Source organism: Tatumella sp. UBA2305 (assembly GCF_002345795.1).
GTDB lineage: Bacteria > Pseudomonadota > Gammaproteobacteria > Enterobacterales > Enterobacteriaceae > Tatumella > Tatumella morbirosei.
Map to the genome: position 1 here is coordinate 1 of NZ_DDVT01000016.1, position 14426 is coordinate 14426.

Annotated in this window: 14 protein-coding genes; 5 read left to right on the forward strand and 9 right to left on the reverse strand. The window is 48.9% G+C overall.

What is annotated here, in order from left to right; all coding sequences use genetic code 11:
- Nucleotides 1-302: 302 nt before the first annotated feature.
- The 5 genes from B3Z23_RS10085 to tauA form a co-directional block, all read right to left on the reverse strand.
- Nucleotides 303-1799, reverse strand: coding sequence for a sugar porter family MFS transporter (locus tag B3Z23_RS10085; protein ID WP_294907739.1), 1497 nt, complete (start codon nt 1797-1799; stop codon nt 303-305).
- Nucleotides 1800-2343: 544 nt separating this feature from the next.
- Entirely contained in the window at nt 2344-3189 is an 846-nt protein-coding gene (gene tauD / locus B3Z23_RS10090; protein WP_294907743.1) for a taurine dioxygenase, read from the reverse strand.
- Complete coding sequence (locus tag B3Z23_RS10095; RefSeq protein WP_294907746.1) at nt 3173-4018, reverse strand: ABC transporter permease subunit; 846 nt, start codon at nt 4016-4018, stop codon at nt 3173-3175. Before B3Z23_RS10095 ends, tauD begins: the two co-directional genes overlap by 17 nt.
- Nucleotides 4011-4790: a taurine ABC transporter ATP-binding protein gene (locus tag B3Z23_RS10100; protein ID WP_294907749.1), complete on the reverse strand. Its 780-nt coding sequence runs from the start codon at nt 4788-4790 to the stop codon at nt 4011-4013. Before B3Z23_RS10100 ends, B3Z23_RS10095 begins: the two co-directional genes overlap by 8 nt.
- 12 nt (nt 4791-4802) lie before the next feature.
- Nucleotides 4803-5786 carry a taurine ABC transporter substrate-binding protein gene (tauA, locus tag B3Z23_RS10105; RefSeq protein WP_294907752.1) on the reverse strand — a complete coding sequence of 328 codons (984 nt, stop codon included), beginning with the start codon at nt 5784-5786 and terminating at the stop codon, nt 4803-4805.
- A 326-nt stretch (nt 5787-6112) separates the two neighbouring features.
- Here tauA and dkgB point away from each other — a divergent pair, with 326 nt between their 5' ends.
- The gene (dkgB, locus tag B3Z23_RS10110) at nt 6113-6916 is read left to right on the forward strand and encodes a 2,5-didehydrogluconate reductase DkgB (protein ID WP_294907755.1); all 804 of its coding nucleotides are present in this window, start codon (nt 6113-6115) and stop codon (nt 6914-6916) included.
- On the opposite strand, the gene yafC is transcribed toward dkgB, so the two are convergent.
- Nucleotides 6913-7809: a DNA-binding transcriptional regulator YafC gene (gene yafC / locus B3Z23_RS10115; protein ID WP_294907758.1), complete on the reverse strand. Its 897-nt coding sequence runs from the start codon at nt 7807-7809 to the stop codon at nt 6913-6915. The genes dkgB and yafC overlap by 4 nt on opposite strands.
- 105 nt (nt 7810-7914) lie before the next feature.
- Between yafC and B3Z23_RS10120 the strand changes: the two genes are divergently transcribed.
- Nucleotides 7915-9093, forward strand: a complete 1179-nt coding sequence (locus tag B3Z23_RS10120; RefSeq protein ID WP_294907761.1) for an MFS transporter — start codon at nt 7915-7917, stop codon at nt 9091-9093.
- Nucleotides 9094-9245: 152 nt separating this feature from the next.
- Nucleotides 9246-10031, forward strand: coding sequence for an endonuclease/exonuclease/phosphatase family protein (locus B3Z23_RS10125; RefSeq protein WP_294907764.1), 786 nt, complete (start codon nt 9246-9248; stop codon nt 10029-10031).
- A gap of 67 nt (nt 10032-10098) precedes the next feature.
- Here the strand turns inward: B3Z23_RS10125 and mltD are convergent, their stop codons facing one another.
- Both mltD and gloB read right to left on the reverse strand, forming a co-directional pair.
- Nucleotides 10099-11478 carry a murein transglycosylase D gene (mltD, locus tag B3Z23_RS10130; protein WP_294907767.1) on the reverse strand — a complete coding sequence of 460 codons (1380 nt, stop codon included), beginning with the start codon at nt 11476-11478 and terminating at the stop codon, nt 10099-10101.
- Between the two features lie 76 nt (nt 11479-11554).
- The gene (gloB, locus tag B3Z23_RS10135; protein ID WP_294907855.1) at nt 11555-12310 is read right to left on the reverse strand and encodes a hydroxyacylglutathione hydrolase; all 756 of its coding nucleotides are present in this window, start codon (nt 12308-12310) and stop codon (nt 11555-11557) included.
- Nucleotides 12311-12367: 57 nt separating this feature from the next.
- Between gloB and B3Z23_RS10140 the strand changes: the two genes are divergently transcribed.
- Nucleotides 12368-13105, forward strand: a complete 738-nt coding sequence (locus tag B3Z23_RS10140) for a methyltransferase domain-containing protein (RefSeq protein ID WP_294907769.1) — start codon at nt 12368-12370, stop codon at nt 13103-13105.
- On the opposite strand, the gene rnhA is transcribed toward B3Z23_RS10140, so the two are convergent.
- Nucleotides 13087-13653, reverse strand: coding sequence for a ribonuclease HI (gene rnhA / locus B3Z23_RS10145; protein ID WP_294907772.1), 567 nt, complete (start codon nt 13651-13653; stop codon nt 13087-13089). The genes B3Z23_RS10140 and rnhA overlap by 19 nt on opposite strands.
- Between rnhA and dnaQ the strand changes: the two genes are divergently transcribed.
- Nucleotides 13607-14338, forward strand: a complete 732-nt coding sequence (gene dnaQ, locus B3Z23_RS10150) for a DNA polymerase III subunit epsilon (protein ID WP_294907775.1) — start codon at nt 13607-13609, stop codon at nt 14336-14338. The two genes, rnhA and dnaQ, sit on opposite strands and share 47 nt — an antisense overlap.
- Nucleotides 14339-14426: the final 88 nt, after the last annotated feature.

Genomic DNA, 14426 nt, shown 5'->3' on the forward strand with positions numbered 1-14426 from the left:
GAGTCCCGTCCGTTCCGCCACTTTATACAGTGCATATCCATCTGATATGCCATAAGAAGACCGCACATTTCGATGTGCGGTTTTTTTTCGCCTTCATATTTTACCTCCCTGCTGCAAGAATTATTGGTACCGCTCAATTGAGTCTTCTTTGTCAGGTTATTGCGACCCGGAGTGGCGAAAACTGAGGCAGAGATACACGGGCTGGGTATCGTACGGGCAAACGTAAAAAATCCCCCTGCAGAACAGGGGGATTTCAGATAATTTTCCGGTTGGGTAACTAAGCAGGTCCTGAATATCAGGACTCAGGACTCTGACTGTACCTGAGACTGAGCTTCATTTTGCTGCTGTCGTGGGTAAAAATGTCCTTCTTTCAACGATATTTCTATCTCTTCGAGAGAACGGCCTTTGGTTTCCGGTACGAAAAAATAGATAAACAGGAAACCCAGTAAATTCAGTAATGCATAGAACCACATAGCCCCGCCAATCCCCAGGAGGTTAACCAGTGATAAAGCAGTAGCCGTCAACAACAGATTTGAACCCCATAACATAGCTGCGTGCAGGCTGGTCGCTTTTTCTCTGATTCCGGTAGGGTAAACTTCAGAACCAATCAGCCAGCCGATCACCTGAATACCGCCAGAGTTGAACACCATAAAAGCAAACAGGCAACTCACCACCAACCAGCCGTGGTTTCCACCGTGACTATCGAGAATAAATACCATCCCTAATAGTAACAGGCTGATAATTGCGCCTGGCATCATCCAGAGTGTTAATGTGCGGCGGCCGAGATGGTCAACCAGCAATTTACCTATAACCGTCAGCACCAGATAGATAGCCGCGACTCCCAGGGCCGAATGCAGGGCAGCTGCACGACTGAATCCTGCATCCGTCAGGAAAGTCGGAGTATAGTAGATCATCATCTCGATACCTGAGAGCTGAGTAAAGGCCGCAACGCCTAAGCCTGCAAACAACGCCGGCCGCATCCAGGGTTGTTTCAGGTCTTTCCATCCCAGGGTCGATTTCCGTTCTGCTTTGTCGTGCACTTTTTGAATATTTCTGAGTTCATGCCGGACTTCACGATCAGTCTCCCGTACCATGTTTAAGGCGATACGTGCTTCACGGGTTCGTTTCTGCCCAACCAGCCAGCGCGGGCTTTCCGGGAGTGGCAACATGCCAAACATCAGGATAAGTGCCGGGATAGCTGCAACGGAAAACATCACCCGCCAGCTCCAGATGTCCTGCAGGAATGCACCGACCAGACCTGCGGTCAGAATCCCGACACCAATGGAAATATTAAAAAAGGTCACCAGCCGGCCACGTTTATGTGATGGCGCCAACTCTGCAATATAGACAGGGACTATCTGAGAGGCGCCACCCACGGCAAATCCGAGCACAATTCTTGCCAGGGCCAGTGTAGTGGCTGAGTCTGACCAGCCTGAGGCCAGCACACCAATGGCAAAGATTGCCGCGACAGTCATGACGGTATAGCGACGACCGATAGTTGCTGAGAGTTTGCCACAAACCAGAGCACCGATGACTGCACCGACCAGAATGGCGCTGGTCACCAGTTCCTGAGCCTGGCCGGATAATGAAAAATCGTGGCTGATTTGTAACAAGGCACCGGAAATAATCCCGGTATCATACCCGTAGAGAAAACCTGCAATAGCAGCAATACCGGTTGCAGTTAACAGAAAGGCATCTGCGCTGAGAAAATAAGTCGTACTGTTTTCTTCGGTTCCGGCAGAATCTGAGGCTGTCGGTGGTGTATCAGGTGAGGAATGTTTGAGCTGTGGATCAGTCATAATTACCTTTTATAGTTAAAGTGTACTGGGTGAATTTTCCTTGCGATGAGTAATATGGGAATCACCGGTGATCTGTCCGGTAATATGGTCTCTGAATACGGGGTTAGTACGAAGTTTACACATCTCCTCATTCTTAAAAGATATAAGTAAATTAAAAAACCACATTACAAGCTATAACAGTTGCGGCCCGTGATGTCATTTTTTTATGACCTGTATCACAAAATTTGGCTATATTCAGACGAAACATCTATGAATGGTTGACGTAATAACATATCTCTCTGAAATATTTTTCATCTATCACCGACTTCCTGAGAGGGTAATTCCCTGAATATTGATGAGCCTGACGATATCTATTTTCTGTGGTGATGGTTGGGCAAGTTATGTCAGATTGTTGAGGGAGAAGTGGAGAGATTGGAATCATAACCAGCACGATAGCTGAGGTAATATCCGGAAAAAAATAAACGTTATCTGATAAGACAAGCAGACCTTACCGGTAGCTGTAGGATTTAGCACTCAGCCTACCGGCAGTCTATGGCGTAAGCAATTATCCGTGGATACCTTTTGGCTGGTCTCCCAGGATAGTGGCTCTGTGCATCACCCGGCGCTGTGGACGGTAATCATCGCAGGCATAGTGTTGAGTGATTCGGTTATCCCACATGACCAGATCATATTGCTGCCAGTGCCAGCGCACACAAAATTCTGGCTGAGTGCTCTGAGCAAACAGTAAATCGAGCACGGCCCGGCTCTCATTATCATTCAGCTCAACAATTTTACGGGTGAAGCCTGCTGAGACAAATAACCCTTTTTCGCCGGTCTCCGGATGTACTCTGACTACCGGATGTATCACTGGCGGATTGTTCTGTCTGGCTTTATCAAACCGTTCTGAGGCTTCCGGGGTACTGGCAAAACGACTGACCGGGAATGATAAAGTAATATCATGCTCGGCATGTAATGGTTCGAGCAGTGCCTGTAGTGGCGCTGAAAGAGCGTTCCAGGCGGCGCTGGAACTTGCCCACAATGTGTCTCCTCCAAACTCTGGCACCTGACGGGCACTTAATAGTGAGGCCATCGGCGGCGTCTGAATAAAAGTCACATCGGTATGCCAGAGAGCATTATCACGTAAGTCGTTGAGTTCAGTGTCCAGAACCATGACTTCCGGATTCTCCGGAGAAGACGGGTAAATCGGGTGAATATGAAGGTCACCAAAATAGTTGGCCAGACGTGCCTGCTGTGCCGGGGTTACCGGCTGATTGCGGAAGAAGATGACCTGGTGCTCCAGCAATAATTGTCTGATCAGTTCTATCTCTTCGACCTGAAGATCCTGGCATAAATCAATACCGCTGATTTCTGCGCCCAGCGCACTGGCAATCCGTTTAACTTTGGGCATCATGCAAACTCCAACTGACGAAATATTTTTGAACCTGGCGTAAGCCAAACTCGATTATTAATGCAATAACCGCGATGATAATGATCCCTGCTACGACCACCTCTGTGGAGAGAAACTGGGCCGCTGATTCCACCATAAACCCAAGCCCCTGGTTCGCCGCAATAAGCTCTGCGGCAACCAGCGTAGACCAGCCAACCCCCAGAGCAATCCTAAGCCCGGTAATAATGTCCGGTAAAATAGCGGGCAGAATAACCAGCCGGACCACCTGACCGTAGCCTGCTCCCAGGCACCTGACGACCTGAATCCGGTTTCTGTCAACACGACGCACCGCCTCTGATGTCGCTATCACCAGCGGGGCAAATATCGCCAGATAAATCAGCAGGACTTTCGACACTTCGCCAATACCGAACCAGATAACAATCAGCGGTAAATAGGCCAGTGGCGGGACAGGGCGGTAAAAATCTATAAACGGATCAACAACCGCTTTGGCAATTTTGTTTAACCCCATCAGGATCCCTAATGGTAGTGCCGTAACCAGGGCGAAAAACAGGGCGGCCAGCACCCGGTACAAACTGGCTTCAATATGCTGGCCCAGGGTCACATCCAGATACCCCTGTTGCCAGAGGGTAGAAAATGCTTTCAGCAGTTCCGGAATGGTCGGGAAAAATAACGGATTAAGCCATCCGGCATAAGGCGCGATGGCCCAAAACAGGATCACGACCGCAATGCTGAACAATGAAATTAATGTCGGATGGTCACTCAACCGAAATTTTGCTTTTGGACTCCTGCTGACAGTTTGCCGGGCTAACTGGTCGATGGCTTTATTAGTCATCACTCTCCTCCAGTAACAGATCCAATATCTGCTGACGTTGTTGAGAGAATGAATGTTCAGCCTTCAGGGTTCTGACACTTTCTCCGTTATGGAACCTGCGGGAAAATTCCGGGTTAAACCGGGCAATTACACCGAGTGGCGGACCTTTGAGTACCAGTAGATTGCTGGCGAGTAACAGACCTTCATCGACACTGTGGGTAATTAATAAAATGCCGACACCGGTTTCTTTCCAGATACGCAGAAGTAACTGCTGCATCTTCTCACGGGTTAGTGCATCCAGTGCACCGAAAGGTTCATCGAGTAAAATAAAACGTGGTTTGATGGCCAGCACCCGGGCGAGACCGAGTCGCTGGCGTTGACCACCGGATAATTCCCGTACTGTATGACTGGCGTAATCCGCGAGTCCAACCAGTTGAAGATAGTGCAGGGCTTGCTGACGTCTTTCCTGCTTGTTTACGCCATTAATCCGCAACCCGATGGCGACATTATCAATAGCATTCAGCCAGGGCATCAGAGCATGATCCTGAAATACCACGGCACGCTCGGCTGAAGGCGACGTCAGTTGCTGATGATCAAGGCTGACAATTCCTGCGTCAGGGGCTTTGAAGCCGGCGAGGATATTCAGTATTGTCGATTTACCGCAACCGGAAGACCCCAGTAATACATTGATTTCTCCCTGTTCCAGACTCAGGGAAAAATCCTGAATAATCGGGCGGACCGAGCGGCCTTTGGTATAGGACAGGCTGATATTATTAGCGGTTAACCGGCTCATAGCTTTCCCCTGTTAATGTGATGCGGGAATGTACTGGCTGCTGACATACGGGCTGTAGTCAGGAAGTACCCCGGGAATCCGTTTTTGCTGGAACAGGAATTCTGCGGTGGCTTTGGTGGCTTTTGCTATTCCGCCGCCGAGATATTCCGGACCCGCCTGTTCACTGGCATCAGGGTATTTATTACCCGCGATTAGCGCAGGAACATCGGCCGGATTAACACCGACCAGACGAGCTGTTGCCGCAGCGTTTGCGGAGGTCGCACTCCATTTTTCCGGATGCTGACGATAATCGCTGATACTGTCGAGAGTGACGGCAGCAAATTTCTTCAGTATCTCAGGATGCTTTTCGGCAAAATCTTTACGCGCTACCCAGACTTCAAATGTTGGTTCTCCCCACTTCCCAACCTGTGCAGCGTCGGTCAGGACTGTCCCGGACTTTTCAATTTCACTGAGTGCCGGAGCCCAGACAAAGGCACCATCAATGTCACCTCGTTTCCAGGCGGCTGCAATTTCTAAGGGTTGCAGATTGACGATTTTTACTTGTTTATCTGAAATGCCCCAGTGTTTAAGCGCACCCAGCAGGCTAAAGTGTGAGGTCGACACAAAAGGGGTGGCAATGGTTTTTCCTTTAAGATCCGCAGGGCTGGTGATTCCGCTGCCGTTGCGTACCACCAGGGCCTCTGAAGACTGGATTTGATCCACGACCAGAAAGGCAACAATCGGAACCTTACGCGACACTGCTGCCGCAAAAGGACTGGAACCTAAATCACCAATCTGAATGGCACCGGAAACCAGTGCTGAAACCACTCCCGGACCACTGTCAAAACGGCGCCAGTCCAGCTTCTGGCCGATTTCTTTATCATAGGTGCCAGCCGCTTGCGGGACTTTCGAAGGGTCAACCCCTGTCTGATAACCCACCACAATATTTTCAGCTTGCGCTGATAAGGATAAAGCTAAGGCACTGAGTGCCAGGACAATCTTTCCGGTTTTTTGCATGGTGTTCTCCCCTTGAAAGATTTGATGCTAAATCGGAAAAACCGCACGGAGAAATAACAAAACAGAAGATGTTAGTGATTATTGATATAACCACTTTCTATTAATTTATCAAAAGCTTATGTGTTTATTGAATAAGTATGCAGGTGTCTTATTTTTAAGATGTTTTTTAATTTCTAAGGGCGCTTTTTGACGATGTTATGAGATCATCCGCTGGCAGGATGGGTTTATTGTTGCTGATTTCGCAAAAATATTATGACAATTATGTCATTTTTTCGCACGGCAAGGGTTGCAATACTTATCCCATAACTTCTACAGGAGAAAATACAATGACTGTTCCAATGTTTGGTTTAGGTACCTTCCGTCTGAAAGATGAAGTGGTCAAAGCCTCTGTCACTCAGGCTCTGGCTTTGGGATACCGGGCGGTTGATACGGCGCAAATCTATGATAATGAGGCTGCGGTGGGTGAAGCAATTCGCGACAGTGGTGTGCCTCGCCAGGATATTTACCTGACCACTAAAATATGGGTTGAGAACCTTGGCGCTGACAAGCTGATCGACAGCCTGAAGCTCAGCCTGGAAAAATTACAGACCAGTTATGCTGATCTGGTACTGGTCCACTGGCCATCACCTGGTCAGGCGGTTTCTGTCGCAGAAACGATGCAGGCTCTGGCAGAGGCAAAAGCTCAAGGCCTGGCCCGGGAGATTGGTATTTCTAACTTTACCATTGATCTGATGCAGCAGGCGGTAGACGCGATTGGTGCGGAGAATATTGCCACTAACCAGATAGAGTTATCGCCTTTCCTGCAAAACCAGAAAGTAGTTGATTATGCGAAAAAATTGGGAATCCACATCACCTCTTACATGACTCTGGCTTATGGTGAAGCGCTGAAATCAGAGGTGATTGGCCGGATTGCAGAAAAACACAATGCGACTCCGGCTCAGGTCATCCTTGCCTGGGCCATGGGACTGGGATACTCAGTCATTCCCTCTTCGACAAAAGCAGAGAACCTGAAGAGTAATCTGCAGGCTGTCTCACTTAAACTGGATGCTGACGACAATGCTGCAATTGCTGCACTGGAGTCCGGTAACCGTCTGGTCAGCCCTGAAGGCCTGGCACCAGACTGGGACTAAGTCTGACGCGCAGCCAGTTCGCTGCTAATGAAATCGATAAAAGCGCGGATCCGGCTACTGACCGCGTTATCACTGTAAAATACAGCACTCACCGGCATCCCTACTGGCTGAGTGCTGTCAGCCAGTAAAACGACCAGTTCTCCACGGGCAATCTCATCATCCACCATAAAATCGGACAGACAGGCGATGCCATTGTGCTGCAGGCACAGTTGTTTAATGACTTCACCGCTGTTTGAACTCATCGTTACAGTCACCGGTAACAACTCTCCGTCAGCGACCTGAAGAGGCCACAAATTAAGAGAGGCGGGTTCAGTAAACCCCAGACAACGATGCTGGCTTAATTCATCCAGAGTTTTCGGTGTGCCCCATTCAGCAAGATAAGCAGGGGTAGCAACAATACGCCGGTAGCTGGTCAGCAGAGGCCTTGCCCGTAGTGTCGAATCACTCAGGGTTCCCGCCCGGATAGCAATATCTACCTTACGTTCAATCAGATTGATAAACGTCTCGGATGAGATCAGTGACAGATTAATCTGCGGATAACGCTGACGAAATTTTGCAATATACGGGTTTAACAGATACAGCAGAACCGGCGTAGCGGCATCAATACTTAAATTGCCTACCGGGACCTGCTGGCTTTCCAGCAATTCACTTTCGGCAGAAGCCATTTCCTGCAGGATAGCCTGGGCGCGACGAAAATAGCGTTCCCCTTCACGGGTCAGGCTTAACTGGCGCGTCGTCCGGTTCAGCAGACTGATATTAAATTTATTTTCCAGCTTCTTAATCGAGCGACTGACAGCAGAATTGGCCATATCCAGCTGTTCTGCTGCACGGCTAAAACTGCCGCTTTCGACAACCGCGACAAAAATGGCCATTTCTTCAGAGGAGGCTTTCATTATTGCTCCGGTAGCAAAATTCAATTGAGATTATAGGTATTTTTGTCATTTAAACATAGCGGGATACTTCGCGTCATCTTAATAACAGAAGTTCCGGAGATAAAAATGCCTTTAGCACTACTCGCACTGACTATCAGTGCATTTGCCATAGGGACCACCGAATTCGTAATAGTCGGTCTGATTCCCGCTATTGCTGATCAACTGTCGATTGGAATACCACTTGCAGGATTACTTGTATCTATCTATGCCGTCGGGGTTGCCGTCGGAGCTCCTTTGTTGACGGCTCTGACAGGAAAAATGCCACGTAAATTACTGCTTGTTGGCCTGATGGGACTGTTTACTGTGGGTAATCTGGTGGCCTGGCTGGCCCCGGATTACGAAACCTTGGTGATTGCCCGTTTGTTGACGGGGCTGGCACACGGAGTTTTCTTTTCAGTAGGTAGCACCATTGCAACCAGCCTGGTCCCAAAAGAGAAAGCTGCTTCAGCGATAGCTCTGATGTTCGGGGGACTGACAGTTGCTCTGGTGACCGGCGTACCGCTCGGAACCTTTATTGGCCAGCATTTTGGCTGGCGCGAAACTTTCCTGGCGGTTTCCTTTATTGGGCTGATAGCTTTAGTCGCCAGTCTGCTGCTGGTACCCTCTGACATTCCTCAGCGCGCTACGGTGAGTGTAAAACAGCAACTCAGTGTACTGACGCATCCTCGTTTGTTACTGATTTATGCCATTACTGCGCTGGGATATGGCGGAGTGTTTACTGCCTTTACTTTCCTTGCCCCGATGATGCAGGAACTGGCAGGCTTCTCGCCCTCTGCGGTCAGTCTGATTTTATTGGGCTATGGGATTTCAGTGGCGATCGGCAATCTGTGGGGAGGGCGACTGGCTGATAAAAGAGGCCCTGTTCCGGCGTTAACCATTATCTTTACTGGCCTGGTGGTTTTATTGCTGGTATTTCAGATGACGGCATCACTTCAGTATCCGGCTCTGATTACAGTATTACTGATGGGTATTTTCGCTTTTGCTAACGTACCCGGGCTGCAGGTCTATGTGGTACAAAAAGCAGAAGAAATTACCCCGGGGGCGGTGGATGTGGCTTCAGGGCTGAATATTGCTGCTTTTAATGTCGGAATTGCGCTGGGATCACTGGTCGGTGGCCAGATTGTCACTCATTACGGATTGTCTGAGACTCCGTGGGTTGGCGCAATTATTGTACTGGTGGCTCTGGTGATGGTTATTGCCGGGGGGCGGCTGGACCAACGGCACCGGGGTACGGTCAGAACTTAGGGGAGAGAAAAAGGCCGGTGATTACCGGCCTTTATGGATTTAAAGTGTGGCGACATAAAGCAGTTGACGGTTGCTGATTGAAACCCGGGCATAAAATCCCTATAACAGAGTAATGGAAATGAACCCGGTTTTTGACAAGAGCAAACGCTAACGTGCAGAAAAAGACTTATGCCATGAGATATGTCGCCGGACAGCCAGTGGAACGTACTTTTCCGCCAGCAGCCCTGTTACATGTCGGGAAGGCACTGCCTGCGGGGACACCATTGACTGCGGAAGCCCGGTTGAAGGTGCTGGTATGGAATATTTTTAAGCAACAACGTGCAGAGTGGCAATCGGTACTGAGAGATTTTGGTAAAGATTCTCATCTGGTGTTACTGCAGGAAGCACAAACCACCCCGGAGTTAATTCAGTTTGCTACCACTCACTACCTTGCCGCCGATCAGGTTCCGGCTCTGGTACTGCCTCAGCATCCTTCCGGAGTCATGACACTGGCGTCTGCTCATGCTGTATATTGCTGTCCGTTGCGTGAACGTGAACCTCTGCTGCGTCTGGCGAAATCAGCATTGGTCACTGCCTATCCGCTGGCTGGCGGAAAGATGTTGATGGTGGTAAATATTCATGCGGTCAACTTTAGTCTTGGGATTGATATTTATCGTAAGCAGCTGGCAGTGATTGGTGATCAGATTAAACATCATAATGGCCCGGTCCTGATGGCTGGGGATTTTAATGCCTGGAGCCGGCAACGTATTCACGTGCTTTATAAGTTTATGCGCCAGTTGGGGCTACGTGAGGTGATCTTTGCCCATGACTTGCGCCGTAAAGCTTTTGGACGGCCACTGGATTATATCTTCTACCGAAATATGGAAGTTAAACAGGCCTCGGTGCTGGAAACTTCAGCCTCTGACCATAATCCATTACAGGCCGAGTTTTTGTTCTGAGCAGAGTCAGAGGTTGCTGCGGGAATAAAAAAAGGCTGACATTTGTCAGCCCTTTTTTGCAGAAAAACTAACTGTTATTTACAAACAAAGTCAGTTTATCGCCTGGTCGTAATGAACTTTCATCCGACAGTAGCGCATTCCAACGTAATACATCTTTGATGTTTACGCCATGCCGTGACGCGATGCTGGAAAGAGAATCACCCTTGCGAACGTTATAGGTGATACTGTTTCCATTATCTGCCAGCTGGCTCGCTCTGGAATTACCAGAACCGAGTTTCAGCGTCTGTCCCGGTCTTAACGCTGCCGTTCTCAGATTATTCAGTGATTTCAGAGAACGAACACTGATACCTGTTTTGGCGGCTACCGCAGATAGTGTATCTCCGCGACGAACTCTGTAACTGCGCGGCTGCGATATGTTGTCATTATTAGCCATCAACTCAGGCTGAATAGCCTTAATATCCGTTGAAGCCAGAGACATCTTCAACTGCTCAACATGGGACTTTGGTACCATAATGTACTGTGGTCCCTGGGGAGCAGTGGTCCCTTTTTTATACCCGGCATTAAAACTCTTCAATCGTGAAATCGGGATGCCTGCCATTTCAGCTGCCTGAGTCAACTTAATTTGCTGACCAACTTCGACACGCGCCAGTGCACGGCTTTCGTTCGCTGCCGGCAAGCGGACACCATAACGCCTGTTGTTCTTCAGTATCTCACTTAATGCCAGCATTTTCGGGATGTAAACCGTTGTCTCTTTCGGCAGTGATAAGTGCCAGAAGTCGGTGGGTTTTCCACGAGCCTTATTTTGTTTGATAGCTTTTAATACTGTACCTTCACCGCTGTTATAAGCAGCAATGGTCAGCAGCCAGTCACCGTCAAACATCTTATTCAGGCGCTGCAGCATATTCAGAGCAACACGCGTTGACGCAACCACATCTCTGCGACCGTCATACCACTGGTTTTGTTTCAGTCCATAGTTCCGACCCGTGCTGGCCACAATCTGCCAGATGCCTGCGGCATTAGCAGATGAAGTTGCATGCGGATCAAAAGCGCTCTCCACTATGGGTAGTAGTACCAGTTCCATCGGCATTTTACGTTGCTGTATTTGCCCGACTATCCAGTACATGTACGGTTCTGCCCGTAATGTTACATCGTGGAGATAGCTCTTATTTTTCAGATACTTATTTTTTTGTTCACGGATTCGGCTGTTATCCGGAATCCCCATCTTCAACTCGTCACTAATGGTAGCCCAGAGATTTTTGTCTTGTGCGATATCAGTTCCATCATCCTGCCATCGCGGTGACAACATTCGCTCACCGTACTTACCATTTTCTCCCTGACCAGCCGAAGACAGACTCTGTGCATGCTGGACTGGTATATCAGCATCTTTCCCTGACGCCTGACATGCCACCAGCAAGACCGAGGCGAATAAAATCGCTTTAGCCTTCATGTATGTGTCATCGTTGATAGTAGATTAAAAGACGAGCAATCATACGTGACACAACGGCACAACACAATGAAAAAAATTAATAGTTGTCTTTCTTATGGCGCAGAGCTGCAAAAACTTGTGATGCCGGTGGTAAATTTACTTCAGGCAGTATATTTCTTTGTAAATCAGCGTTATGGGTATTAAGGAAAACGTTAATTTCACGTTCAGTCGCCAGGGTTGAAGGCAGAGTAATGAGACTATTATCGCGTAACTGCTTAATTTTATGGTTATAGGCGAGAATTGTCTGATTATCCGGCCATATGGAGGCGGCAAAGGCCATATTTGATAAGGTATATTCATGTGCGCAGCATATGAGTGTGTCTGCGGGTAGCTGATTAAGTTTTTGAAAAGAATTATACATCTGTTCCGGAGTGCCTTCAAAAAGTCTGCCACAACCGCCGGAAAACATTGTGTCGCCACAAAAAAGATAAGGTTCGCTATAGTAAGAAATATGTCCTTCGGTATGGCCGGGGGTGGCAATTACACTGAACTCATGTTCAAGAATTGTGATGGTACTCCCATCACGGAGCAGTTGTGTGGCACCTTTATCTTGTGTTTCCTGCGGGCCATAGACCACCAGGTCTGGCCATTTACTCACTAGTTCGGCGACACCATCTACGTGATCACTGTGATGATGAGTCAGCAAGATAGCAACGGGTTGCCACTGATTTGCTGCTATAGTGTCTGTCACTGGCTGAGCTTCTCCGGGGTCAACGATAATACACTGGCCCCGGGAATCGCTGAGCACCCAGATGTAGTTATCGTGAAGAGCGGGGATACTGGTAAGATTCAAACGGTGAAGACTCATACTCGCCTCTCATAATTCTGAATGTTTTAATGATGGTAAAACATGAAGCCTGCGAAAACACGCCAAATTCTGACCGCCCCTGAACGATGGGATGAAATGCCCTGGGGCAACTACTTTCACGACGCGTTGAATTATCACCTGCAACCTTACCTGAATAAACTGTATGGTACACATCTGCTTAAAATTGGTCAGTTGAGCAGCACTATTGATACCCGCAGTTGTGCCATCAGCCATCAGGTCGATGTCAGCCCGTCATCTGCAGTCGGCGGAGTGGCAGGGGAATACGGCCAGCTGCCATTTCTCAGTAAGTCGGTGGATGCCTGTCTACTGGCGCATACCCTGAGCTGGAGCCAGGATCCGCATCAGGTGCTTCGGGAAGCCGACCGGGTGTTGATTGATGATGGCTGGATTATCCTGAGTGGTTTCAACCCATACAGCCTGTTGGGTGTTGGTAAAATTGTGCCGGGCCTGCACCGGCGCACTCCCTGGAATGGCCGGATGTTCAGCCAGGGGCGACTGGTTGACTGGCTGGGCCTGCTTAATTATGAAATTATTTGCCGCAGCCGGTTTCAGGTTGTCCCCTGGAAACAACAGGGCGGTAAATTAATCAGTGCCCATCTGCCGGCGCTGGGATGCATTAATATCTTAATGGCCAGAAAGCGGACCTGGCCGCTGACTCCAACCCGAAGTAAATTAGCTGCCAGTCGGCCAAGAATAAGAACTGCCGTCAATGTCACGCGACAGTTATCTGAGGCCTCAGATCACGATAAAACGGAATAACCGGTATCTTCAAGGTCAGCTTTACCGGCAGCCTGGCGCGCCAGTTCGTCGCAGCGTTCATTTTCAGGGTGACCAGCGTGGCCTTTGACCCATTGCCAGTCAATGGTATGCCCCTGTAATGCCTGATCCAGCCGTTGCCACAGATCAACGTTTTTGACCGGTTTCTTATCTGCGGTTTTCCAGCCCCGTTTTTTCCAGTTGAATATCCATTGAGTTATGCCCTGACGTACGTACTGGCTGTCGGTACTGATAGTCACATCACAGGCTTCTTTCAGGGCCTCCAGCGCGACAATCGCTGCCATCAGTTCCATCCGGTTATTGGTCGTCAGACGATAACCCTGACTGAATTCTTTCTCATGTTGTCCGTAGCGTAAAATAGCACCGTAACCGCCCGGGCCGGGATTGCCCAGGCAGGAACCGTCGGTGAAAATTTCTACCTGTTTGCGCATCTCTGGTAGACTTCCTGTTGTGAAAAATCCAAGTCTGACATAAACGGCCCCTATGAGCACAGTAAAAAACCGCCAAATCGTTCTCGATACAGAAACCACCGGTATGAATATGATCGGTGTACATTATGAAGGCCACCGCATCATCGAGATTGGTGCGGTCGAAGTGATCAATCGCCGCCTCACCGGAAATAATTTTCATGTGTATCTGAAACCAGACCGGCTGGTGGATCCTGAAGCGTTCGGAGTTCACGGGATATCTGATGAGTTCCTGGTGGATAAACCGCTGTTTTCTCAGGTGGCCGATGAATTTCTGGATTACATTCGTGGTGCTGAACTGATCATTCATAATGCCTCGTTTGATATCGGCTTTATGGATTATGAATTCGGGAAACTGAACCGCGGACTGGAAAAGACAGAAACTTTTTGTCAGGTAACCGATAGCCTGTTGATGGCGCGTAAGATGTTCCCAGGTAAGAGGAACAGCCTGGATGCGCTTTGTTCACGATTTGATATCGATAATACCAAGCGTACGCTGCATGGCGCATTGCTCGATGCCGAGATTCTTGCTGATGTCTATCTGGCAATGACCGGCGGGCAAACGTCACTGACATTTGCCTCTGACGCAGATGCTAACCAAAGTGCTGATCAGGGTATCATGCACCGCGAAGTACAAAGCAGTGGGGGACTGCGGGTGATTCGTGCAGATGCTGACGAAATCGCGGCCCACGAATCACGCCTCGACCTGGTTCTTAAAAAAGGAGGCAGTTGTCTGTGGCGTGTTTAGTGGCATATGACAGATTATGCCCAAAGAGACTAAAAAAACGGCAAACACATTGATTGCTGAAGAAAAACCATTGACGGGCTGAGTGAAG

Coding starts and splice junctions, on each gene's coding strand:
- B3Z23_RS10085 (WP_294907739.1), bottom strand. CDS start 1,799: ATGACTGATCCACAGCTCAAACATTCCTCACCTGATACACCACCGACA.
- tauD (WP_294907743.1), bottom strand. CDS start 3,189: ATGATGCCCAAAGTTAAACGGATTGCCAGTGCGCTGGGCGCAGAAATC.
- B3Z23_RS10095 (WP_294907746.1), bottom strand. CDS start 4,018: ATGACTAATAAAGCCATCGACCAGTTAGCCCGGCAAACTGTCAGCAGG.
- B3Z23_RS10100 (WP_294907749.1), bottom strand. CDS start 4,790: ATGAGCCGGTTAACCGCTAATAATATCAGCCTGTCCTATACCAAAGGC.
- tauA (WP_294907752.1), bottom strand. CDS start 5,786: ATGCAAAAAACCGGAAAGATTGTCCTGGCACTCAGTGCCTTAGCTTTA.
- dkgB (WP_294907755.1), top strand. CDS start 6,113: ATGACTGTTCCAATGTTTGGTTTAGGTACCTTCCGTCTGAAAGATGAA.
- yafC (WP_294907758.1), bottom strand. CDS start 7,809: ATGAAAGCCTCCTCTGAAGAAATGGCCATTTTTGTCGCGGTTGTCGAA.
- B3Z23_RS10120 (WP_294907761.1), top strand. CDS start 7,915: ATGCCTTTAGCACTACTCGCACTGACTATCAGTGCATTTGCCATAGGG.
- mltD (WP_294907767.1), bottom strand. CDS start 11,478: ATGAAGGCTAAAGCGATTTTATTCGCCTCGGTCTTGCTGGTGGCATGT.
- B3Z23_RS10140 (WP_294907769.1), top strand. CDS start 12,368: ATGAAGCCTGCGAAAACACGCCAAATTCTGACCGCCCCTGAACGATGG.
- dnaQ (WP_294907775.1), top strand. CDS start 13,607: ATGAGCACAGTAAAAAACCGCCAAATCGTTCTCGATACAGAAACCACC.